The 23,091-nt window shown below is 68.0% G+C and carries 16 protein-coding genes, 10 tRNA genes and 1 pseudogene; 8 read left to right on the top strand and 19 right to left on the bottom strand.

Annotated elements, in window-relative coordinates:
* Positions 1 to 6: 6 nt before the first annotated feature.
* A pseudogene (locus B1L07_04145) lies at positions 7 to 770 on the top strand (hydroxyacylglutathione hydrolase).
* The gene (locus B1L07_04140) at positions 767 to 1,978 is read left to right on the top strand and encodes a lytic transglycosylase (GenBank protein ID AUZ54432.1); all 1,212 of its coding nucleotides are present in this window, start codon (positions 767 to 769) and stop codon (positions 1,976 to 1,978) included. Before B1L07_04145 ends, B1L07_04140 begins: the two are co-directional and overlap by 4 nt.
* 111 nt (positions 1,979 to 2,089) lie before the next feature.
* Here B1L07_04140 and B1L07_04135 read toward each other — a convergent pair whose 3' ends face one another.
* The 16 genes from B1L07_04135 to B1L07_04060 all read right to left on the bottom strand — a co-directional run bounded on the left by B1L07_04135 (position 2,090) and on the right by B1L07_04060 (position 12,316).
* Complete coding sequence (locus B1L07_04135; GenBank protein ID AUZ54431.1) at positions 2,090 to 4,060, bottom strand: peptidylprolyl isomerase; 1,971 nt, start codon at positions 4,058 to 4,060, stop codon at positions 2,090 to 2,092.
* Positions 4,061 to 4,247: 187 nt separating this feature from the next.
* Positions 4,248 to 4,324, bottom strand: a tRNA-Asp gene (locus tag B1L07_04130).
* A 68-nt stretch (positions 4,325 to 4,392) separates the two neighbouring features.
* Positions 4,393 to 4,469: transfer RNA gene (locus B1L07_04125), tRNA-Asp, on the bottom strand.
* An 82-nt stretch (positions 4,470 to 4,551) separates the two neighbouring features.
* Positions 4,552 to 4,628, bottom strand: a tRNA-Asp gene (locus B1L07_04120).
* A 31-nt stretch (positions 4,629 to 4,659) separates the two neighbouring features.
* Positions 4,660 to 4,734: transfer RNA gene (locus tag B1L07_04115), tRNA-Val, on the bottom strand.
* A 12-nt stretch (positions 4,735 to 4,746) separates the two neighbouring features.
* Positions 4,747 to 5,019, bottom strand: a complete 273-nt coding sequence (locus B1L07_04110; protein ID AUZ54430.1) for a DNA-binding protein HU — start codon at positions 5,017 to 5,019, stop codon at positions 4,747 to 4,749.
* Between the two features lie 204 nt (positions 5,020 to 5,223).
* Positions 5,224 to 7,680 (bottom strand): endopeptidase La, encoded by a 2,457-nt coding sequence (locus tag B1L07_04105; GenBank protein ID AUZ54429.1) that lies wholly within the window; start codon positions 7,678 to 7,680, stop codon positions 5,224 to 5,226.
* Between the two features lie 145 nt (positions 7,681 to 7,825).
* A complete protein-coding gene (locus B1L07_04100; GenBank protein AUZ54428.1) occupies positions 7,826 to 9,106 on the bottom strand; it encodes an ATP-dependent protease ATP-binding subunit ClpX in 1,281 nt (426 codons plus the stop codon).
* Between the two features lie 126 nt (positions 9,107 to 9,232).
* Positions 9,233 to 9,859 (bottom strand): ATP-dependent Clp endopeptidase, proteolytic subunit ClpP, encoded by a 627-nt coding sequence (locus tag B1L07_04095; protein AUZ54427.1) that lies wholly within the window; start codon positions 9,857 to 9,859, stop codon positions 9,233 to 9,235.
* 72 nt (positions 9,860 to 9,931) lie between these two features.
* Complete coding sequence (locus B1L07_04090) at positions 9,932 to 11,227, bottom strand: trigger factor (protein AUZ54426.1); 1,296 nt, start codon at positions 11,225 to 11,227, stop codon at positions 9,932 to 9,934.
* A gap of 168 nt (positions 11,228 to 11,395) precedes the next feature.
* Positions 11,396 to 11,480: transfer RNA gene (locus B1L07_04085), tRNA-Leu, on the bottom strand.
* Between the two features lie 185 nt (positions 11,481 to 11,665).
* Positions 11,666 to 11,741: transfer RNA gene (locus B1L07_04080), tRNA-Lys, on the bottom strand.
* A 111-nt stretch (positions 11,742 to 11,852) separates the two neighbouring features.
* Positions 11,853 to 11,928, bottom strand: a tRNA-Lys gene (locus tag B1L07_04075).
* Positions 11,929 to 12,009: 81 nt separating this feature from the next.
* Positions 12,010 to 12,085, bottom strand: a tRNA-His gene (locus tag B1L07_04070).
* Positions 12,086 to 12,118: 33 nt separating this feature from the next.
* Positions 12,119 to 12,195 (bottom strand) — tRNA-Arg (locus tag B1L07_04065).
* Positions 12,196 to 12,239: 44 nt separating this feature from the next.
* Positions 12,240 to 12,316, bottom strand: a tRNA-Pro gene (locus tag B1L07_04060).
* Between the two features lie 133 nt (positions 12,317 to 12,449).
* On the opposite strand from B1L07_04060, the gene B1L07_04055 reads away from it, so the two are divergent.
* Positions 12,450 to 13,211, top strand: a complete 762-nt coding sequence (locus tag B1L07_04055; GenBank protein AUZ54425.1) for a hypothetical protein — start codon at positions 12,450 to 12,452, stop codon at positions 13,209 to 13,211.
* Positions 13,212 to 13,360: 149 nt separating this feature from the next.
* On the opposite strand, the gene B1L07_04050 is transcribed toward B1L07_04055, so the two are convergent.
* From B1L07_04050 to B1L07_04040, 3 genes are all read right to left on the bottom strand, one after another.
* Positions 13,361 to 14,365: an isocitrate dehydrogenase gene (locus B1L07_04050; GenBank protein ID AUZ54424.1), complete on the bottom strand. Its 1,005-nt coding sequence runs from the start codon at positions 14,363 to 14,365 to the stop codon at positions 13,361 to 13,363.
* 130 nt (positions 14,366 to 14,495) lie between these two features.
* Positions 14,496 to 14,885 carry a carboxymuconolactone decarboxylase family protein gene (locus B1L07_04045; GenBank protein AUZ54423.1) on the bottom strand — a complete coding sequence of 130 codons (390 nt, stop codon included), beginning with the start codon at positions 14,883 to 14,885 and terminating at the stop codon, positions 14,496 to 14,498.
* A complete protein-coding gene (locus tag B1L07_04040) occupies positions 14,882 to 15,157 on the bottom strand; it encodes a glutaredoxin 3 (protein AUZ54422.1) in 276 nt (91 codons plus the stop codon). Before B1L07_04040 ends, B1L07_04045 begins: the two co-directional genes overlap by 4 nt.
* 151 nt (positions 15,158 to 15,308) lie before the next feature.
* Here B1L07_04040 and B1L07_04035 point away from each other — a divergent pair, with 151 nt between their 5' ends.
* The 5 genes from B1L07_04035 to B1L07_04015 all read left to right on the top strand — a co-directional run bounded on the left by B1L07_04035 (position 15,309) and on the right by B1L07_04015 (position 22,928).
* On the top strand, positions 15,309 to 16,958 hold the full coding sequence (locus tag B1L07_04035) for a peptidase (GenBank protein AUZ54421.1): 1,650 nt from the start codon (positions 15,309 to 15,311) through the stop codon (positions 16,956 to 16,958).
* Positions 16,959 to 17,045: 87 nt separating this feature from the next.
* Positions 17,046 to 17,735 carry a phosphate regulon transcriptional regulatory protein PhoB gene (locus B1L07_04030; protein AUZ54420.1) on the top strand — a complete coding sequence of 230 codons (690 nt, stop codon included), beginning with the start codon at positions 17,046 to 17,048 and terminating at the stop codon, positions 17,733 to 17,735.
* An 84-nt stretch (positions 17,736 to 17,819) separates the two neighbouring features.
* Complete coding sequence (locus B1L07_04025) at positions 17,820 to 19,160, top strand: phosphate regulon sensor histidine kinase PhoR (protein AUZ54419.1); 1,341 nt, start codon at positions 17,820 to 17,822, stop codon at positions 19,158 to 19,160.
* Positions 19,157 to 21,244: a polyphosphate kinase 1 gene (locus B1L07_04020; GenBank protein ID AUZ54418.1), complete on the top strand. Its 2,088-nt coding sequence runs from the start codon at positions 19,157 to 19,159 to the stop codon at positions 21,242 to 21,244. Before B1L07_04025 ends, B1L07_04020 begins: the two co-directional genes overlap by 4 nt.
* Positions 21,245 to 21,401: 157 nt before the next feature.
* On the top strand, positions 21,402 to 22,928 hold the full coding sequence (locus B1L07_04015) for an exopolyphosphatase (GenBank protein AUZ54417.1): 1,527 nt from the start codon (positions 21,402 to 21,404) through the stop codon (positions 22,926 to 22,928).
* The last annotated feature ends 163 nt before the right edge of the window (positions 22,929 to 23,091 follow it).

Raw genomic sequence — 23,091 nt, 5'->3', positions numbered from 1 at the left:
AATTCTATGCGACTGACCGCCCTGCCTGCATTCCAGGACAACTACATCTGGGCGCTGCAGGCGCCTGACGGCAACACGCTGGTCGTCGATCCGGGCCAGGCACGGCCGGTTCTGGAGGCGGCCGACCGGGGCCTGCGGCCAGCCGCCGTGCTGCTCACCCACCACCATGACGACCATATCGGCGGCGTGGCGGAACTGCGGCAACACTGGCCGGACCTGCCGGTCTTCGCCCCGGAGATGAACGCATCCCCCTGGAATGTGAACGCGTCGGCGATGGCGACCGGGTAGAATCGGCCGGTTTCGCGCTCTCGGTGCTGTCCGTACCCGGCCACACCCGGAGCCATATCGCCTTCCATGGCCACGGACACCTGTTCTGTGGCGACACGTTGTTCAGCCTCGGCTGTGGACGCATGTTCGAAGGTACGCCCGCCCAGATGCTGGCCTCGCTACGGCGGCTGGCGGCACTGCCGGCGCAGACGCGGGTCTGCTGCGGGCATGAGTACACGCTGGGCAATGCCGTGTTCGCGCGGCATGTCGATCCCACCAACGCGGCATTGCACCGCCGCCAACAGGAAGCCATGGACATGCGCAGCCGCTCCCGCCCCACCGTTCCCTCGCTGCTGGCCAGCGAACTGGAATGCAACCCCTTCCTGCGCACGCATGCCGAACCCGTGCGCCAGGCCATCGCCGCGCGGCTGGGCCGCGCGCCGCTGGACGAAGTGGAAGTGTTCGCCGAATTACGGCGCTGGAAAGACGGTTTCCGCGCGTGAGGCGGCACGGCCTGTCCCTGGCGCTGGGGCTGCTGCTCGGCGCGGGTGCCGGCGTCACCGCCGGCGCGCAGTCGCTGCCGGCCACCGCCGGCCTGACCCAGAACATCGCCTCGCTGGCGGCCTTGCCGGCCGACCCGGCCGCACTGCCGGCGCCGCTCACCCGCAATGGCCACCAGATATTCGCCAGCTTCCGCGAGGGCCTGGCGATGTCGCAATGCGACGCGGACGCCACCAGCCCGCGCTGGCGCAAGCAGTTCGCACACGCGCCATCGCGCCTGGGCAACGTCGAGGACGATGCCCTGCCCCTGTTCGGCTACGTGGTGGATGAGCTGCGCGCGGCCGGCCTGCCCACCGAGTTCGCGCTGATCCCCTTCGTGGAAAGCGGTTACCGGCCCGGCGCGCGCAACGCCAGCGGCCCCGCCGGCCTGTGGCAGTTCATCGCCACCACCGCGCGCAACCACCGGGTACCCATGGAAAGCGGGTATGACGGCCGGCTGTCGGCGGTGGATTCGACCCGCGCCGCGGTGCGTTACCTGAAAACCCTCTATGGCATGTTCGGCGGCGACTGGCAGTTGGCCGTGATGGCATACAACGCAGGCGAGTACCGCATCCTGCAGGCGCTGCGCCGCGGCGGCATGAACGCGCAGAACGCGCGGCCGGCCGAACTGCCGGGCCTGTCGCCGATCACCCATGCCTATGTCGAGAAGCTGCATGCCCTGGCCTGCGTGCTGGAGCAGGCGGAAAAGGAGCCGGAGCTGATGGCGGCCCTGGACCGTCCGGTACCGGTGCTGCGCGGGCACGCGCTGCCCGCCGGCACCACCCTGGCCGACTGGTCGGCCCGCAATGCGCTGGACCCGGCGCGCGTGGCCCGGCTCAACCCGGCGGTCACCGGCAAGCGTGCCGGCACCCGGGTGCTGGCGCCGGCGCTGCCGGACATGGTCCTGGGCAGCGAAAGCCAGCTCGCGGCAGCTCCCCTGCCACCGACGGCGTTGCCGGCACCGGCCAGCGTCGATGTCGCCAGCACCGCCGTGGCCAGCGCGGGCACCGCCGCCGCGGGACGCCGGCACACGGTCCGCAGTGGTGAATCGGCCTGGACGATCGCGCGGCGGTACGGCATCCCGGTCAAGACCCTGCTTTCGCGCAACAACCTGGACGCCAATGCGATCCTCAAGCCCGGGATGGTGCTGCGCTTCGAGGAAACCCGCTGACACGCTGCCGTCCTCGCCAATGACAGGAACGAGAAAGCCCGGCGTTACGCCGGGCTTTCTGTATCAGCGGATCCGCGGGGCGTTGTCAGCAACGCCCCGCGCGTCCCGGGTTCAGAGCTGGGATTCCTGCACCTGGACCTTGAAGCGCTTGCGCAGGCCATCGACGAACGCCTTGGCCGCCGCCGCGCCGTCGATCTGGCTCAGCTGCTGCTTCAGCATCGCCAGCTGCGGCTCCGGCACTTCCTTGAGGTCGCCCGGGGTGACCTTGGTCACCGCGAAGACCGCATAACGCCCGTCGTCCAGCTCCACCTTGCCGTAGCTGGGCTTGCCCTCGGACGGCGGCACCACGCTGAACACCGCCCGGTTGGCGGCAGCCGTCGGCATCGGCGCCGAGCGCGGCAGGCCCGGCATCGGCAGCAACTGCAGCTTCTCGCCCTCGGCCAGCGCCTGCAGCGTCTGCCCCGCCTGCAGCTTGGCCAGCAGCGCATCGGCCGCCTTCTTCGCCGCTTCCTCGGTACGGTGCGCGCGCACCGCGGCGATCACCTTCTCGCGCGCCTGCGCCAGCGGGATGGCCTGCTCGGGCGTATGCGCGGTCACGCGGATCATCACGTTGTGGTTCGGCCCCAGTTCGATCGGGTCGCTGACCGTGCCGTCCTCCTTCAGCGCGTCGGAGAAGGCCGCGCGCAGCACCGCCGGGTTGGCGGCGATGCCGCTGGCGGTGGCGCGGGTGAACGGGCCCAGGGTCTGCACCGGCAAGCCCACTTCCTTGGCTGCCGACTCAAGCACGGTCGGGTTCTTGTAGACCAGGTCCACCAGGCGGCCGCCGAGTTCGTTGAACGCGCGCTCGGTATCGGCCTGCAGCTGTTCGGCCGCCAGCTGGTCGCGCACTTCCTCGAACGGACGTCCTTCGCCGCCCTTGACCTCGCGCAGCTTCAGCACGTGGTAACCGAACTCGGTCTTCACCGGGCCACTGATCTCACCCGGCTGCATCGCGAACAGCGCATCCTCGAACGGCTTGACCATCACGCCGTGTTCGACCCAGCCCAGGTCGCCGCCTTCGGCCTTGGAACCCGGATCGTCGGAATTGGCCTTGGCCAGCGCGGCGAAGTCGGCGCCCGGCTGCCTGGCCTCGGCGGCCAGCTTGGCGGCCTTGGCTTCGGCGGCCTTCTGCGCGGCGGCGTCGCTGCCGGCGCTGACCAGGATGTGCGAGGCCAGGCGCTGCTCCGGCTTGACGAAGCGGGCCTTCTCTTCCTCATAGCGGCGGCGCAGGGCCGCCTCGTCCGCGGGCGTGGCGGCCGGCATGCGCGCGGCGTCCAGCTCGACGTACTCGATGGACACGCTCTCGGGCTGCATGAAGTCGCGGGTGTGGGTTTCGTACCACTGCTTGATCTGCGCGTCGTCCACCGCCGCGGTGTCGGCCTCCGGCGCGGGCAGCATGGCGAACTCCACGTCGCGCGTCTCGCCCAGCAGCTTCAGCAGGCGCTCGCTCTCGCCCTTGGTGGCGAAGCCCGACTGCGCCAGCGCGGTCGGGATGATCGACTGCTGCAGGCTGGTGCGCACCACCTGGTCGAACATCGCCGGGGTGCGCGGCGGCTGGCTCTGCGCCAGCACCAGGCGGTACTGCTCGGGGTCGAACTTGCCGTCGCGCTGGAACTGCGGGATCGCGGCGATGTAATTGCGCACCGCCTCGTCGCCGATGACGATCCGCGCGTCTTCGGCGGCCAGCCGCACCACCTGCTCGTCGATCAGCTGGTCGAGCACGGCCAGCTTGTTCTCGGTGGTCTCGAACTCGCGCGGATCGAAGTTGTCACCCTGCTGCTGGCGGGCCTCCATGCGCGCCTGCTCGAAGCGCGTGCGGAAATCCTCGACGCTGATCTCATGGTGGTTCCACAGGAACGACATCGGCCACCACGACGGTGCCGAGCGCCACCACGACGGCGGTGCCGATACCTTGGCGACGTTCTGCGCACCGACACCGCCCAGATAGCTGTTGTCGATCACGAACAGGAACGGAATCATCAGCAGCCCCAGGATCACGGTCACGATCCAGCCCGAGGTCTTGTCGCGGAGTTTCTGCAGCATGGGAAAATCAAGGCCTGATTGGCGAGCCGGGCAGTGTAACCCGCTTCCCGCCTGACTCCCAACCGGCGCGCCGTGCGCTGCCGCGGCCCAAGCCCGCGGCACTGCGCGGCGTCGACGCCGTGAGCGCGGCCCCGGCCTAGCAGGGCCAAAAAAAAGCCCCGGGCTTCTGCCCGGGGCTTCGAATCAATGGCGGAGCGGACGGGACTCGAACCCGCGACCTCCGGCGTGACAGGCCAGCATTCTAACCAGCTGAACTACCGCTCCGCATATTGCAACCTGCTACCGGCCGACATCGCGACCGGGGTGCCACTGCATGCAGTGGCGGGTGGAACTGGCGGAGCGGACGGGACTCGAACCCGCGACCTCCGGCGTGACAGGCCAGCATTCTAACCAGCTGAACTACCGCTCCGCACTTGATTGTTCGCCTCCAGCACCACCCCGGAAGGTGGAGAGAAAGCAAGGCCCCGATCGCTCAGGGGCCTTCTTGAAACTGGCGGAGCGGACGGGACTCGAACCCGCGACCTCCGGCGTGACAGGCCAGCATTCTAACCAGCTGAACTACCGCTCCACTTTCAATACTGCTCGACGGTGCTTTTACGTGGTGGGTGCTGAGGGTTTCGAACCCCCGACCCTCTCCTTGTAAGGGAGACGCTCTACCACTGAGCTAAGCACCCCCGGTGAGCCGCTTAGTTTACAGCGTCCTTCAGGGCTTTACCAGCCTTGAAGGCAGGATTTTTCGAAGCGGCGATCTTGATGGTGTCGCCGGTCTTCGGGTTGCGACCGGTGCGCTCGGCGCGCTCGCGGACCTGGAAGGTACCGAAACCCACCAGCGTCACGGCATCGCCCTTCTTCAGCGCCTTGGTGATCTCGGCGACGACGGCATCGACCGCACGGCCGGCTTCGGCCTTGGAGAGGTCAGCAGCAGCGGCAACGCCGTCGATCAATTCGGTCTTGTTCATTATGTAATAACTCCCTATGCGGCAATCCGCGGAATAGATTGGATGGGTCGTCGCCATCGCAGTGGCGGCGGCCGTAAGATCCTGCAAACACGTCGCCCGCTCATCGAGCGGGCGCGTGAGTCGCACTTTTATACCAGCGCCCCCTACCCACGCAAGCCGAAAAGCCAATAACGACGCGGGTTTCAAGGGATTTTGCGTTCATCATCAGTGCTTGACGCGCGCGGTCGGAGCTGCCTTCGCCCGCCCCCGCACCGCCACCCGCTGGCCGTTCTTGCGCGCCTTCTTTGGTGCCAGCGGCGCCTCCAGCGCGATGTCCAGCACCTCATCGATCCACTTCACCGGGATGATGTCCAGGTCGCGGGTGACGTTGGCCGGGATGTCGGCCAGGTCCTTGCGGTTCTCCTCCGGGATGATCACGGTGCGGATGCCACCGCGCAGCGCGGCCAGCAGCTTCTCCTTCAGACCGCCGATGGCGGTGACGCGACCACGCAGGGTGATCTCGCCGGTCATGGCGACATCGGCCTTGACCGGTACCCGGGTCAGGGTCGACACCAGCGAGGTGACCATGGCGATGCCGGCACTGGGGCCATCCTTGGGGGTGGCGCCATCGGGCACGTGCAGGTGCACGTCGTGCTTCTGCAGGAAGTCCACGTCGATGCCCAGCGCCTGCGCGCGGGCGCGTACCACCGACAGCGCCGCCGTCGCCGATTCCTTCATCACGTTGCCCAGCTGGCCGGTCAGCGTCACCGCGCCCTTGCCCGGGATCAGCGTCGATTCGATCTGCAGCAGGTCGCCGCCGACCTCGGTCCAGGCCAGGCCGGTCACCAGGCCCACTTCGTTCTCTTCCTCGGCACGGCCGAAGTCGAAGCGGCGCACGCCCAGATACCTGTCCAGGTTGGCGGCATCGACCACCACCAGCGCCTTGGGCTTCTTCGTGGCCTTCCTGGCCGCCTTCCTGGCCGGCTGCGGGCCGGCGAGCGCGATCTCCTTGACCACCTTGCGGCAGATCTTGGCGATTTCGCGCTCGAGGTTGCGCACGCCGGACTCGCGCGTGTAGTAGCGCACGATGTCGCGGATCGCGCCCTCCTCGATGGCCAGCTCCTCCGGCTGCAGGCCATTGGCCTTGAGCTGCTTGGGCACCAGGTAGCGGGTGGCGATGTTGAGCTTCTCGTCCTCGGTATAGCCCGGGATGCGGATCACTTCCATGCGGTCCAGCAGCGGGCCGGGGATGTTGAGCGAGTTGGAGGTCGCCACGAACATCACTTCGGACAGGTCCAGGTCCACTTCAAGGTAGTGGTCGTTGAACGCGTTGTTCTGCTCCGGGTCGAGCACTTCCAGCAGCGCCGAGGACGGGTCGCCGCGGAAGTCCATCGACATCTTGTCGATCTCGTCGAGCACGAACAGCGGATTCTTGCTGCCGACCTTGTTGAGGTTCTGCACGATGCGGCCCGGCATCGAGCCGACGTAGGTGCGGCGATGGCCGCGGATCTCGGCCTCGTCGCGCACGCCGCCCAGGCTCATGCGCACGAACTTGCGGTTGGTGGCCTTGGCGATGGACTGGCCCAGCGAGGTCTTGCCCACGCCCGGCGGCCCGACCAAGCACAGGATCGGGCCCTTCATCTGCTTCACCCGCGACTGCACCGCCAGGTATTCGAGGATGCGGTCCTTGACCTTGTCCAGGCCGTAATGATCGGCGTCGAGCGTGTCCTGGGCGACCTTGAGGTCCTTGCGCACCTTGGTGCGCTTCTTCCACGGCACGCCCAGCAGCCACTCCAGGTAGTTGCGCACGACCGCGGCCTCGGCCGACATCGGCGACATCTGCTTGAGCTTGTTGAGCTCGTTCTTCGCCTTGGTCTCGACCGCCTTGGGCATGCCGGCCTCGGCGATCTTGCGCGCCAGTTCGTCCAGTTCGCCCGGCGCGTCGTCCAAGTCGCCCAGCTCCTTCTGGATGGCCTTCATCTGCTCGTTGAGGTAGTACTCGCGCTGGCTCTTCTCCATCTGCGACTTGACCCGCCCGCGGATGCGCTTCTCCAGCTGCTGCACGTCGATCTCGCCGTCGACCAGGCCGACCAGCATTTCCAGCCGGTCGCCGACCTGCAGCGTCTCCAGCAGCTTCTGCTTGTCGGCCAGGCGCACGCCGATGTGGGCGGCGATGGTGTCGGCCAGGCGCGACGGCTCCTCGATGCCGTTCAGGGTCTGCAGCAGCTCCGGCGGCAGCTTGCGGTTGGTCTTGACGTACTGCTCGAACAGCGACATCAGCGAACGCGCGATCGCCTCGATCTCACGCGGCTCGCGCGCTTCGTCCGATTCCAGCTCGGTGCCGGCGCCCTGCAGCGCGCCATCCTGCTCGCGGATCCTGTCCACGGCGACCCGCGCCAGGCCCTCGACCAGCACCTTGATGGTGCCGTCGGGCAGCTTCAGCAGTTGCAGCACCTGCGCCAGGGTACCGACGGTGTACAGGTCGGCGGCGGTGGGGTCGTCGGTCTCGGCCGACTTCTGCGCGACCAGCAGGATGCGCTTGTCCGCTTCCATCGCCCGCTCCAGCGCCTGCATGGACTTGTCGCGCCCGACGAACAGCGGGATGACCATGTGCGGGAACACCACCACGTCGCGCAGCGGCAGGACCGGCAGGTCGAGGACTTCGGTTTGGGACTGGGCCATGGGGGGCTCCACTTGGATTCGGGGGTGGCCATGAAAAAAGCCGATGGCCCCGTTATGGGGCCATCGGCGGGGTGATGCAAGTGGCGTCGGGGAAGCACCTGAACCGGGCTTCATCCCGCCCGGACAGGAGGCTCGAACAGCCTATTCAGTCACCGGACGCGGCCTTGGCCGGCGGCGTCTGGTAGATCACGTACGGCTCGGACTTGTGCTCGATGACCGATTCGTCCACCACCACCTTGCTCACGTTCTCCTGCGACGGCAGGTCGTACATGGTGTCCAGCAGCACCGACTCGACGATGGTGCGCAGGCCGCGCGCGCCGGTCTTGCGCTTGAGCGCCTTCTTGGCGATGGCCGAAAGCGCGTCCGGACGGAACTCAAGCTCGACGTTCTCCATCTCGAACAGCTTCTTGAACTGCTTGGTGATGGCGTTCTTCGGTTCGGTCAGGATCCTGACCAGCGCCGCTTCGTCCAGCTCCTCCAGGGTCGCCACCACCGGCAGGCGGCCGACGAACTCGGGGATCAGGCCGAACTTGATCAGGTCCTCGGGCTCGACCTCGGCCAGCACCTTGCCCACTTCCTGCTTGCGCTCGCTGCTCTTGACCTTGGCACCGAAGCCGATGCCGCCGGCCTCGCTGGAGCGCTGCTGGATCACCTTGTCCAGCCCGGCGAACGCGCCGCCGCAGATGAACAGGATGTTCTTGGTGTCCACCTGCAGGAATTCCTGCTGCGGGTGCTTGCGCCCGCCCTGCGGCGGCACGCTGGCCACGGTGCCTTCGATCAGCTTCAGCAGGGCCTGCTGCACGCCTTCGCCGGACACGTCGCGGGTGATCGACGGGTTCTCGCTCTTGCGCGAGATCTTGTCGATCTCGTCGATGTAGACGATGCCCTGCTGCGCCTTCTCGACGTCGTAGTCGCACTTCTGCAGCAGCTTCTGGATGATGTTCTCCACGTCCTCGCCGACATAGCCGGCTTCGGTGAGCGTGGTCGCATCGGCCATGGTGAACGGCACGTTGAGCAGCCGCGCCAGCGTCTCGGCCAGCAGGGTCTTGCCCGAGCCGGTCGGGCCGACCAGCAGGATGTTGGACTTGGACAGCTCGACGTCGTCGCTCTTCTGACGGCTCTCGATGCGCTTGTAATGGTTGTACACGGCCACCGCCAGCGTGCGCTTGGCGCGGTTCTGGCCGATCACGTACTGGTCCAGGACCTCGAGGATCTCGCGCGGCTTGGGCAGCGAACTGCGCGCCGACTGCGCCTTTTCCTCAAGTTCCTCGCGGATGATGTCGTTGCACAGCTCCACGCATTCATCGCAGATGAACACGCTCGGACCCGCGATCAGCTTGCGTACTTCATGCTGACTCTTGCCGCAGAACGAGCAGTAAAGGATCTTGCCGCTGTCTCCGGAACGACCTTGCCGGTCTTCGCTCATGCTTCGCTTACCCAGTTGCTCCCCCGTGAACAGGGGGTTCGATTTCGAGAATAGCACAGGGCCGGATGGACGCCAGTCCACTTCCGACCCTGCAGAAAACGCCGTGTTTTCGGCTACTTGCGCCGGTCACGCCGGCTGGATCGACTCGTCGGGACGCCGCTCCAGGACCTGGTCCACCAGACCATAGGCCTGGGCATCGGCGGCGCTCTTGAAGTTGTCGCGCTCGGTGTCGCGCGCGATGGTCTCCAGCGACTGCCCGGTGTGCTTGGCCAGCACCTCGTTCAGGCGCGCGCGCAGGGTCAGGATCTCGCGGGCGTGGATGTCGATGTCGGTGGCCTGGCCCTGGAAGCCGCCCAGCGGCTGGTGGATCATCACCCGCGAATTGGGCAGCGCGAAGCGCTTGCCGGGCGCGCCCGCCGCCAGCAGCAGCGCGCCCATCGAGGCGGCCTGGCCGACGCAGATGGTGCTCACGTCCGGCTTGATGTACTGCATGGTGTCGTAGATCGCCATGCCGGCGGTGACCACGCCACCGGGCGAGTTGATGTAGATGCTGATGTCCTTTTCCGGGTTCTCCGCTTCCAGGAACAGCAGCTGCGCCACCACCAGGTTCGCCATGTGGTCGTCGATCGGGCCGACCAGGAAGATCAGGCGCTCCTTCAGCAGGCGCGAATAGATGTCATAGGCGCGCTCGCCGCGGCTGGTCTGTTCGACCACCATGGGAACCAGGTTCAGGGCTTTGGCTCGGTTGTCCATTACGTGGGGCACCTAATCTTGACGGGGAAACATCACCCCGCGCCGGGGCGCGGGGCGGGTGGAGCGACCGCCTTACGGGCGGATCGCTTCCTGGAACGTCAGCACCTGCTCGGTGTGCTGGGCACGCTCGGCGATCCAGTCGATGACCTGCTCTTCCATCACGCGGTTCTGCAGGCCACTCATCAGCTGGGGGTCGTTGCGGTACATCTCAATGACCTGCTCGGGCTCTTCGTAGGTCGAGGCGATCAGGCGCATGGTTTCATTCAGGCGCTTCGGGTCCAGGCGCAGGTCGTTGCGGCGTGCGACTTCGCCGACCAGCAGGCCGACCAGCACGCGCTTGGAGGCGGCGTCCTTGAAGCCCTCGTGGGCGTCGGCCGGCACCTGGCCCGGGTTGCCGCCCTGGCGGCGGATGGCGTCGATCTGCTGGGCCAGCATGGCGCGGGCTTCGTTCTCGACCAGGCGCGGCGGCAGCTCGACCGAGGCGTAGGCGGCGATCAGCTGCTCGCCCACTTCGCGGCGCAGGCGGTTCATCAGCGCGCCCTTGAGCTCGCGCTCCAGGTTGGCGCGGATGTCGGCGCGGAACTGCGCCAGCTCACCGTTCTTCACGCCGAAGCTCTTGATGAAGGCCGCATCGACCTCCGGCACCACCGGCTCGGACACCTCGGTGGCCTTGACCGTGACCTTGACGTTCTTGCCGGCCAGCGCCGGAACGCGCCAGTCGGCCGGGAACGCGACGTCCAGGGTCTTTTCCTCGCCCTTGGCCAGGCCGACCAGACCCTGCTCGATCTGCTCGAACATCATGCCCTGGCCGATGATGATGGTGCCCTGCTCGGCGCCTTCGGCCGGCAGGCGTTCGTCACCGGCCTGCGACCAGGTTTCCAGCGCGACCAGGTCGCCTTCCTGCGCGCCACGCGCGACCGCCTTCCAGGTGCGGCGCTGCTGGCGCAGGTTCTCGATCATCTGGTCGATGTCGGCGTCGGTGACTTCGGCGCTGTGGCGCACCACGGTCAGCTTGGTCACGTCGACATCGCCGAAGTCCGGCACCAGCTCGACGGTGGCCACGAAATCGAACTCGCCCTCGCCGGCCTTGTCGATGCGCGGGGTGCCGGCAATGCGCAGCTCATGCTCGCGCAGCGCGGCGTCGAAGGTCTCGCGCAGCAGGCCGTCCATCGCTTCGGCGCGCACCTGCTGGCCAAAACGCTGCTCGACCACCTTGGCCGGCACCTTGCCCGGACGGAAGCCCTTGATGCGCACGGTGCGCGCGATCTCGCCGAGCCGGCCACTGATGTGGCTCTGCAGGCGCTCCTCCGGCAGGGAGAAGGTCAGGCGGCGTTCCAGGTTGCCGGTGGATTCGATCGAAGCTTGCATGTGGACTCCTGCCACCGGTGGCGCCCTGGCCCCCGGTACGATGTGGAAGATGAACGGTTTCCGACGGACATGATTCCGCCGCAGCCCTGTAGTTTCGCCGATTCCGGCTGGCGCTTCCAGCCTGCCCCCGGACAGGCGCGCCCGGGGAACATCCGGCCGACACACGGATGGTGCGAAAGGGGGGACTCGAACCCCCACGCCTTGCGGCACTGGAACCTAAATCCAGGGCGTCTACCAATTCCGCCACTTTCGCGTCCGGCCGGCATTGTTGCAGACCTGCGGGCAAAAAGAACGCCGGAGGCGCGCCTTCCGCGGCATGCGATCGCGCCACCCGCCACCGGCATCCGCGGCATCGGCCAGCCGGGGACACCGGCACGCTCCGGCCATGCCTGCCACCAGGCAGAGAAAAGGGCACCCGCCGGAGCGGGTGCCCTTGTCTGGTGGGCTGTCAAGGATTCGAACCTTGGACCTATTGATTAAGAGTCAACTGCTCTACCAACTGAGCTAACAGCCCTGAAACATGGGTGTGCGCAGTCGCCTGCGACACCTGGTTCCTGCGGCAAAATGCAGGATCCCCACTCTGGAGGAAAACAGCCACCGGGCTGTGCCAGGTGGCTGTCTGTGTTGGTGGGCCGTCAAGGATTCGAACCTTGGACCAATTGATTAAGAGTCAACTGCTCTACCAACTGAGCTAACGGCCCTGAAAATCAGGGGGCAAATGATACCTGCACCCTTCAGTTCCTTCAACCCCGGAACGCATGTTCCGGCATCTTTCTGTTCAATGGGGTGGCTGAGGGGATTCGAACCCCGACCACTGGAATCACAATCCAGTACTCTAACCAACTGAGCTACAGCCACCACTGAAAACTACAACCCACCGCTTGCGCCGATTGGCGCGCCCGACAGGAATCGAACCTGTAACCGCCGGCTTAGAAGGCCGGTGCTCTATCCAGTTGAGCTACGGGCGCTCTGACCGGATCGTCGCACTCCAACACGCGCTGGTCGCGTCGGATGGTCGGGGTAGAGGGATTCGAACCCCCGACATCCTGCTCCCAAAGCAGGCGCGCTACCAGACTGCGCTATACCCCGGCGGTGAATCTCCCGAGGTTCCCCCGAAAGGTCGGCTATTGTCGGGAGTACGGAGCGGCCTGTCAACGGCGGATTTCATCGCGGCGGCAGTTGGTTATGCTGCCGGCATCCATACACGCCCCAGGAGCCCCACGTGCGCAGCGGCAACCCAGCCCTCTCCGATTCCACCTTCCTCGACCCCGGCAGCGGCGCGGTGGTCGCGCGCGGCGCCGGGGCGATGACCCTCAACGGCACCGTCAACAAGACCGGCCTGCTGTTGCTGCTGGCGGTGATCACCGCGGCCTTCGCCTGGAACCAGGCGCTGACCGATACCGGCGAGCTCGCCAGCGGCGCGCGCCTGTACCTGTGGGGCGGCCTGATCGGCGGCTTCGTGCTGGCCATGGTCACCATCTTCAAGAAGCAGTGGGCACCGGTCAGCGCGCCGCTCTATGCGCTGGCGGAGGGCCTGTTCCTGGGCACCATTTCGGCACTCTACGAGGCACGCTTCCAGGGCATCGTGTTCCAGGCGGTCCTGCTGACCTTCGGCACCCTGTTTGCGCTGCTGTTCGCCTACCGCAACGGGCTGATCAAGGCCACCGAGAACTTCAAGCTCGGCGTGGTCGCGGCCACCGGCGGCATCGCCCTGGTGTACCTGGCCACGATCGTACTGGGCCTGTTCAACATCCAGATCCCCTACATCCACCAGTCCGGCCTGATCGGCATCGGCTTCAGCCTGTTCGTGGTGGTGATCGCCGCCCTGAACCTGGTGCTGGATTTCGACTTCATCGAAAGCGGCGTGGAAGCCGGCGCACCGAAGTACATGGAGTGGTACGGCGCGTTCGGGCTGATGGTGACGCTGGTGTGGCTGTACATCGAGTTCCTGCGCCTGCTGTCCAAGCTGCAGTCGCGCAACTGACCGCACCGCCACCGCACGCGGCCGGCAGCAACGCCGCCGCCGGCCGATCAACCGCCCGCCAGGCCAGCGCGCTCGCGGCGGGCATGGCAGCCGATGAACGAAGAAGGGCGCCAGCGGCGCCCTTCTTTCCATCCACAACCGCGCGCGCCTTACAGCCGGCTGGCGATGGCCCGGGCGAAGTCCATGGTGCCGCCGGTGCCGCCGAGGTCGCCGGTCAGCGAATCCCTGGCTTCCATGGTGGCGACGATGGCCTTGCGCAGGCGCTCGGCGTTCTGCGGCTGGCCGACGTGGTCCAGCATCTGCGCGGCGCCCAGCAGCAGCGCGCACGGGTTGGCGATGCCCTTGCCGGCGATGTCCGGCGCGGTGCCGTGCACGGCCTCGAAAATGGCCGCGGTCTCGCCGATGTTGGCGCCCGGGGCCAGGCCCAGGCCGCCGACCAGGCCGGCGCACAGGTCGGAGATGATGTCGCCGAACAGGTTGGTGGTGACGATTACGTCGAACTGCTCGGGACGCATCACCAGCTGCATGCAGGCGTTGTCCACGATCATTTCCTGGAACTCGATTTCCGGGTACTTCGCGGCCACTTCGCGGGCGACGTTCAGGAACAGGCCCGAGGTCGACTTGATGATGTTGGCCTTGTGCACGGCGGTGACCTTCTTGCGGCCGGTGCTGCGGGCCAGCTCGAAGGCGTAGCGCACGATGCGCTCGGAACCCTTGCGGGTGATGCGGGTGCCGGAGAACGCGGTCTCGCCGTCAGCCGAGACTTCCTGGCCTTCGGACAGGTAGGCGCCTTCGGTGTTCTCGCGCACGGTGATCAGGTCGACGTTCTCGTAGCGCGACTTGGTGTTCGGGAACGAGATCGCCGGGCGCACGTTCGCGTACAGGTCGAACTGGCGGCGCAGGGCCACGTTGATCGAGCTGAAGCCACCGCCGACCGGGGTGGTCAGCGGGCTCTTCAGCGCGACCTTGTTCTTCTTGATCGATTCCAGCGTGCTGGCCGGGATCAGCTCACCGTGCTTTTCCAGCGCGGCCAGGCCGGCATCGGCGAACTCGTAGGACAGCCCCGCGCCGAGCTTGTCGAGCACGAACAGGGTGGCGTCCATGATTTCCGGGCCGATGCCATCGCCGCGGATGACGGTGATTGTCTGCGTCATGATTTGGGTTCCGAACTGGGAGGGGGAGCGTGCGCCGGCCGGCAGCCCGGGATCAGGCGCATCCAAAAGTTTCAACTGTCAATTATGCCTGATCCGCCCGCCCCGCCCCAACTGGACCAAGGTCGCAGGTTCAGCCGTGGTCGTGCCCGGCCGGCGCCTCCGCGGCCCCGGACTCCAGCTGGTCCAGGAAGTCCACCGCGCGCCGCAGGTGCGGGATCACGATGGAGCCGCCGACCACCAGGCCCACCGAGAAGGTCTCGAAGAACTCCTCGCGGCTGACCCCGGCGTCCTTGCACTGGGCCACGTGGTAGCTGATGCAGTCGTCGCAGCGCAGCACCAGCGAGGCCACCAGACCCAGCAGTTCCTTGGTCTTCACGTCCAGCGCGCCGGCCTGGTAGGTCTGCGTGTCCAGCGCGAAGAAGCGCCGCACCACCTGGTTGGGCTCGGCCAGGATGCGCTGGTTCATGCGCTGGCGGAACGCGGTGAATTCGGCCACGCGGTCCTTGTCGGCGCCGCTCATGCGCCCTCCCCCGCCAGCAGCGGCTCGAGCCGGCCGGCACGGTGCAGCGCCATCATGTCGTCATAGCCACCCACATGGACCTCGCCGACGAAGATCTGCGGCACGCTGGTACGGCGGGTCAATGCCATCATCTTCTCGCGCTCGGCCGGGTCCAGGTCGATGCGCACCTCGTTCCAGGTGCGGCCCTTGCTCTTGAGGAAATTCTTGGCGGCCACGCAGTACGGGCACACGGCGGTGGAGTAGATGGTGATCTCGGGGGTCTGGCTGCTCACGGGAAACTCCGCGCGGTAAATGTTGTCCCTATATGGTAGCGGCGCGCCGGATCACACCGTCCAACGCTGGAACACTGCGGGTTAACCTGTGCTTCACACCCGTGCCCCGCTTCCCCGTCATTCTCGGCCCAGTCGCCCCGGAGCCCCACGCTTGCGAACCCTGCTGCTCGCCACCGCCGTCACCCTGGCCCTGGCCACGCCCCTGTCCCGGGCCCAGGACAGCAAGCTGCCGGACATCGGCTCGTCCGCCGGCGAACTGCTCACCCCGGCGCGGCAGGCCGAGTACGGCGGCATGATGCTGCGCGAACTGCGCAATTACGGTTACCTGGTGGATGACCCGCTGGTCGACGACTGGCTGCAGGCCATGGGCACCCGGCTCGGCTCCAACAGCGCCCAGCCGCAGCAGAAGTTCACCTTCTTCATGCTCAAGGACCGGCAGATCAACGCCTTTGCCACCCTCGGCGGCTACATCGGCATGAATGCCGGCCTGGTGCTGACCGCCGAGCGCGAGGACGAAGTGGCCGCGGTGCTGTCGCACGAGATCTCGCACGTCACCCAGCAGCACGTGCTGCGCAGCGTCGAAAAGGCGCAGCGCGACCAGATCCCGATCCTGCTGGGCATGCTCGCGGCGGTGATCGCGGCGCAGCAGGCCGGCGGCAACTCCTCCGGCGACGCGACGATGGCCGCGATCAGCTCGGGCATGGGCCTGATGCAGCAGCTGCAGATCAACTTCACCCGCTCCAACGAATCGGAGGCCGACCGGCTCGGCATCCGCACGCTGGCGCGCAGCGGCTACGACGTCGATGCGATGGCCGGCTTCTTCGAGCGGATGTCCGCGGCCATGCGCGGCAACGAGGGCGGCTACTCGACGCCCGACTTCCTGCGCACCCACCCGGTGACCATCACCCGCATCAGCGAAGCCAAGGCCCGCGCCGAGCAGATGAAGAAGGACACGGTGCTGCTGACCACCTCCACCCCCGACGGGGTGCGCCAGGAACGGGTGAACCCGGCCGACCCGGTCCCGGACCCCGCCAAGGCCAGCGGCAACCCGCTGCTGCCGGGGTCGATACAGCTGTCGCTGCCGTCGATCGGGCTGCCGCGCGGCGCCAGCGGCCAGTTCGACTGGGCCCGCGAACGCCTGCGCGTGCTCAGCGCCCCGACCCCATCCGAGCTGGTGCGCGAGTACCAGGACCTGCGCCGCAGCCAGAAGGACGGGCTGAGCGACGCGCAGCGCTATGGCGTGGCCATCGCCCAGCTGCGCGATGGCACCGGCGCGCTGCAGCAGGCCCTGCAGGAGCTGCAGCAACTGCAGTCCGAGCACCCCGACAACCTGTGGGTGAACCTGGCGCTGGGCGAGGCCGAGTCGCGCAACGGCCGCCACGCCGATGCCAACCGCCGCTTCGAGGCCTTGCTGCAGAAGCTGCCGCAGAGCCGGCCGGTGGCGCTGACCTACGCCCAGGTGCTCAACGAGCAGGGCGGCATGGAGGCCGGCAAGCGCGCCCAGGCCATGCTGCGCCCGCTGTTGGCCCGCGCCGGCGACGACCCGGTGTTCCAACGCACGTTCGCCCGCGCCTGCGAGCTGGCCGGCGACAATGCCCGCGCCAGCGAAGCCTATGCCGAGGCCGCCTACCTGAACGGGCGCCCGGAACAGGCCCTGCTGCAGTTCCAGGCACTGCTCAAGCAGCCCGGCCTGGACTATGTCAGCCGCGCCCGGGTGGACGCGCGGATCGAGGCGATCATGCCCACCGTGCTGGAAATGCGCCGGCTGGGCATGCGCGACCCGGACATGCAGCGCCGCTGACGCCCCGGCCGGCGCTGTCACAAACCGGTCATCAAACCGTAGTCTACTGGGCACATCCGGTCCGATGGGCTTCATGGTAGGCAAGACGTGCAGAAACGCATCCTTATCGTCGATGACGAACCGGCGATCCGCGACATGGTCGCGTTCGCGCTGCGCAAGGGGGAATACGAGCCGGTGCATGCCGGGGACGCGCTGGAGGCGCAGACCGCCATCGCCGACCGCGTGCCCGACATGATCCTGCTGGACTGGATGCTGCCCGGCACCAGTGGCCTGGAGCTGGCCCGCCGCTGGCGCAAGGAGGCACTGACCCGCGACGTGCCGATCATCATGCTTACCGCGCGTGGCGAGGAAAACGACCGTGTCGGCGGGCTGGAGGCCGGTGTGGACGATTACGTGGTCAAGCCGTTCTCGGCGCGCGAGCTGCTGGCGCGCATCCGCGCGGTGATGCGCCGCACCCGCGACGACGACGAGGACGGCAGCGTGGCGATCGGCCCGATCCGCATCGACGGCGCCGCGCACCGGGTGTTCGCCGGCGACGCGCCGGTCTCGATCGGCCCCACCGAGTACCGCCTGCTGCATTTCTTCATGACCCATCCCGAGCGCGTCTACACCCGCTCGCAGTTGCTGGACCACGTGTGGGGCGGCAGCGTCTACGTGGAAGAGCGCACCATCGACGTGCACATCCGCCGCCTGCGCAAGACCCTGGAACCGTTCGGCGCCGAGAACATGGTGCAGACCGTGCGCGGTGCCGGCTACCGCTTCTCCGCCTCGGTCTGAGCGCGGCGCCGCGGCCGGCGCCCGCGCTTCCTGCTATAACCGGTCGCAGTGCCCAAGGTTCCACCCGCATCACCCGAGAGCGCAATGCCCCGCCAATTCCGATCCGCCTGGTTGAAGACGCTGGCCACCCTGGCCGCGCTGCTGTTGTCGGCCCTGCTGATCGGCGCCCTGCTCGGGCATCCCGCGTGGGTGCTGGCGCTGGCCGCGCTCGGGATCCTCGCCTGGCATTACTGGCGGTTGCGCCAGGTGCTGCTGCGCCTGACCGCGCGCCAGCGCTGGGAAACCGCCCGCGGCACCGGCGTATGGAATGAGCTTGACCGCCTGCTGTACCGCAACCAGCAGGAAATGCGCGTGCGCAAGCGGCGCCTGATCGACATGCTGCGCAGCTACCGCGCCGCCGCCGCGGCGCTGCCCGACGCGGTGGTGGTGGTGGACCGCAACACCCAGCGCGTGCAGTGGTTCAACGAGGCGGCCACCGCGCTGCTGGGCCTGCAGCATCCGGCCGACATGGACGCGCCGCTGGTGGAGCGCCTGCAGCCGCTGCCGCTGGCGCACTGGCTGGCCGGCGGGCGCAACGCCGAACCCATCCTGGACGCCAATTCGCCGGTCGATCCGGGCATCCGCCTGCACCTGCGGCTGATTCCGTATTCGGACCACCACTGGCTGCTGGTGGCGCGCGACGTGACCAAGCTGCTGCACCTGGAACAGGTGCGCCGCGACTTCGTCGCCAACGTCTCGCACGAGCTGCGCACGCCGCTGACGGTGGTGCACGGTTACCTGGACATGATGGACCCGGAGGATTTCCCCGACACCGGGCCGATGCTGGCGGAGATGCGCAAGCAGTCCCAGCGCATGGCGCAGCTGGTGGAAGACCTGCTCACCCTGTCGCGGCTGGAATCGCAGCAGCAGGCCGAGCTGGAAACCGTGGCGATGACCTCGATGCTTGCCTCGCTGCGGCGCGAAGCCGAGGCCCACAGCCAGGGCCGCCACACGATCACCATCGAGGACAGCGCCGGGGTCGACCTGGCCGGCTCCAACAAGGAGCTGCACAGCGCGTTCTCCAACCTCGTCACCAACGCGGTGCGCTACACCCCGGCCGGCGGCCGCATCACCCTGACCTTCGCCCGCGAGGGCGACGGCGCGGTGCTGGCGGTGACCGACACCGGCTACGGCATCCCGGCCAACCACCTGCCGCGCCTGACCGAACGCTTCTACCGCGTGTCCAGCAGCCGTTCGCGCGAGAGCGGCGGCACCGGCCTGGGCCTGTCCATCGTCAAGCACATCCTCGGCCTGCACCAGGCGCGCCTGGAGATCCGCAGCGAAGTCGGCCAGGGCAGTACCTTCGCCTGCCATTTCGACGCCGGACACGTCCGCCCGCGCACCACCCTCCCCTCGCCACCGTCCACGGAAGACTCCCCGGCATGAACGCTCCCGTCCCGTCCCCCGTTGCCGCGGCCCCGGGCAATGACCCGCTGCGCGACCCGGCGCTGTACATCAACCGCGAGCTGTCGCAGCTGGACTTCAACTTCCGGGTGCTGGCCCAGGCCATGGACGAACAGGTGCCATTGCTGGAGCGGCTGCGCTTCCTGTGCATTTCCTGCACCAACCTGGACGAGTTCTTCGAGATCCGTGCCGCGGCGGTGCGCCACGCGCAGGAGTTCGGCCTGCCGCCGGCGCCGGACGGGATGAGCCCGCAGGAAATCCTGAGCGCCATCCACGACCGCGCCGCCGAACTGGTGGAACAGCAGTACCGCTGCTGGAACGAGGTGCTGCGCCCGGCGCTGCAGGACGCGGGTATCGGCATCCTCTCGCCGTCGACCTGGACCGCGCGCCAGCGCCGCTGGCTGCGTGCCTACTTCCGCAACGAGATCATGCCGGTGCTCTCGCCGTTGGGGCTGGATCCGTCGCATCCGTTCCCGAAAATCCTCAACAAATCGCTGAACATCGTCGTCGTGCTCAAGGGCACCGACGCCTTCGGCCGCGCCGGCCACCTGGCGCTGGTGCGCGCGCCGCGCTCGCTGCCACGCATCATCCAGCTGCCCAAGTCGCTGGGCGGCAACCAGAACTTCGTGCTGCTCTCGGCGGTGCTGTCCACCTTCGTCAACGAACTGTTCCCGGGCATGGACGTGCGCGGCGCCTACCAGTTCCGGGTCACCCGCAACTCCGAGCTGGTGGTGGACGAGGAGGAAGTGGAGAACCTGGCGCTGGCGCTGCGCGACGAGCTGGTCGACCGCGGCTACCGGCCGGCGGTGCGGCTGGAGATCGCCCATGACTGCCCGCGGCCGATCGTGCAGACCCTGCTGCAGAACTTCGGCCTGTCCGAGAACGCCGCCTACCGCATCGACGGCTCGGTCAACCTCAACCGCGTCATCCAGGTCTACGACCTGGTGCAGCGGCCGGAGCTGAAGTACCCTCCGATGACGCCGCGCGTGCTCAAGACGTCCGAGGGCATCTTCGAGGCGGTGGCGCGCGAGGACGTGCTGCTGCACCACCCGTTCGACTCGTTCAGCACCGTGCTGGAGTTGATCCGCGAAGCCGCGGTGGACCCCAACGTGCTGGCGATCAAGCAGACCCTGTACCGCACCGGCAAGGATTCGGGGATCGTCGAGGCGCTGATCCAGGCCGCGCGCAACGGCAAGGACGTGACCGTGGTGGTCGAGCTGCGCGCGCGTTTCGACGAAGAGGCCAACCTCGGCCTGGCCGATCGCCTGCAGGACGCCGGCGTGCAGGTGGTCTACGGCGTGGTCGGCTACAAGACCCACGCCAAGATGCTGCTGATCGTGCGCCGCGAAGGGCGCAAGCTGCGCCGCTACGTGCACCTGGGCACCGGCAACTACCACAGCGGCACCGCGCGCGCCTACACCGACCTGAGCCTGATCACCGCCGATCCGGACATCGGCAACGACGTGCACCAGCTGTTCCAGCAGCTGTCCGGGCTGGCCTCGAAGATGAAGCTGGAATGCCTGCTGCAGTCGCCGTTCACCCTGCACGCTGGCCTGCTGCAGCGGATCGAGCGCGAGACCCGGCTGGCGCTGGACGGCAAGCCGGGGCGGATCATCGCCAAGATGAACGCGCTCAACGAGCCGCAGGTGATCCGCGCCCTGTACGCGGCGTCGCAGGCCGGCGTGCAGATCGACCTGATCGTGCGCGGTGCCTGCACCCTGCGCCCCGGCGTGGAGGGCGTCTCCGACAACATCCGGGTGCGCTCGATCGTCGGCCGCTTCCTGGAGCACAGCCGCGTCTACTGGTTCGGCAACAACGGCGCGCCCGAGCTGTACTGCGCCAGCGCCGACTGGCTGGAGCGCAACCTGCTGCGGCGCGTGGAGACCTGCTTCCCGATCCTGGACAGCGACCTGGCCCGGCGGATCTACCGCGAGGTGCTGCAGAACTACCTGGACGACAACCTCAACGCCTGGGAACTGCAGGCCGACGGCCGCTACCGCAAGTGCGTGCCGCAGCCCGGACAGCCGCCGCACTCGGCGCAGCAGGCATTGCTGGAAGCGCTGTAACGCTGCCGCCGCGACCGCGCATGGCCGCCCGCGTGGGCCCGGCCGTGCGCCGGGCAGCCCGCCGTGCGCGGCGGGCCTGCCGGTGCGGCCGTGGCGCCGGTTCACGGTTTCGCGCACGGGGTGACACGCGCCCCCGGCCATCCACTACCATTCCGCCATGCCCCAGTCCTCCCCGACCTTTCCCCCGCTGCAGGACGGCGACCTGCTGGCCGCCATCGACCTGGGCTCCAACAGTTTCCACATGGTCATCGCCCGCTACCTGCTCGGCCAGCTGCGGGTGGTCGACCGCCTGCGCGAGACCGTGCGCATGGCCGACGGCCTCGACGGCAAGGGGGGATTGTCGGCCGAGGCGCGGCAACGCGCGCTCGAATGCCTGGCCCGTTTCGGCCAGCGCATCCGCAACATCCCGCCGTACCGGGTGCGCGCGCTGGCCACCAACACCGTGCGCCAGCTGCGCTCGCCGCTGTCGTTCCTGATGCCGGCCGAGACCGCGCTGGGCCACGCCATCGAAGTGGTCAACGGCCGCGAAGAGGCGCGCCTGATCTACCTGGGCGTGGCCCATGCGCAGCCGCCCAAGCCGGGCCAGCGGCGGCTGGTGATCGACATCGGCGGCGGCTCCACCGAATTCATCATCGGCAGCGGCATGCAGCCGCTGGAACGCGAAAGCCTGCAGGCCGGCTGCATCGCCAGCACCCGGCGCTTCTTCCCCGGCGGCAAGCTGAGCAAGAAGCGCTGGAAGGACGCACTGACCGAGATCAGCGCCGAGTTCCAGCCGTTCGCCGCCAAGTACCGGGCGCTGGGCTGGGACGAGGCGCTGGGTTCGTCCGGCACCCACAAGGCGATCAGCGAGATCTGCGCGGCGATGAAACTGAGCAAGGGCGCGATCACCGCCCAGGCCCTGCCGCAGCTGCGCGACGAGCTGCTGCGCGCGCGGCACATCGACGACATCAACCTGCCCACCCTGTCCAGCGAGCGGCGGCCGATCATCGCCGGCGGCGTGCTGGTGCTCGAGGCCGCCTTTCAGTCGCTGGGCCTGCAGAAGCTGCTGGTCAGCAAGGCGGCGATGCGCGAGGGCATCCTCTACGACATCATGGGCCGCGCCAGCGACAACGACCCGCGCGACGAATCGGTGGCGGCGCTGACCCGCCGCTACGACATCGATGCCGCCCAGGCGCTGCGCGTGGAAGCGACCGCCCAGCGCCTGTTCGAACAGGTCGCCGAAAGCTGGAAGCTGGACTCGGACGACGCCCGCATGCTGGGCTGGGCCGCGCGCCTGCACGAACTGGGGCTGATGATCGCCCACAGCGGCTACCACACCCACGGCAGCTACGTGATCGAGCACTCGGACATCGCCGGCTTCTCGCGCCAGGAGCAGCAGATGCTGGCGGCGCTGATCCGCACCCACCGCCGCGGCGTGCCCAAGACCGCTTTCGACGCCCTGCCCGACCGCCTGCTGCTGCCGGCCCGCCGCACCGCCGCGCTGCTGCGGCTGGCGGTGCTGCTGCACCGCTCGCACGAGGACGATCCGATTCCGACGCTCGACCTGAGCGTGGACGGCAACACCCTGTCGCTGGTCCTGGACAAGGCCTTCATCGACGCCCGCCCGCTGCTGCGCGCCGACCTGGTCGGCGAGGCCGAAGGGATGGCCGGGCTGGGCATCTCGTTCCGGCCGTTCGTCGCCTGAATCCCCTGGTGCATGCCGGGCCCGCCCCGCATGGGGCTTTGCCGGCGATCGCGCACGGGGCATGCAGGGGCGCGGCACGGCGCCGCTGCCCCGGGCGCTGTCATGCCAGCGACGCACGCCGGTCATATCGCTGCCACCCCTTTTGCCCATGCTGCGGCAAACG

The organism is Stenotrophomonas acidaminiphila (genome assembly GCA_002951995.1).
Classification (GTDB): domain Bacteria; phylum Pseudomonadota; class Gammaproteobacteria; order Xanthomonadales; family Xanthomonadaceae; genus Stenotrophomonas; species Stenotrophomonas acidaminiphila_A.
This window is presented reverse-complemented; position numbering and strand designations above follow the sequence as displayed.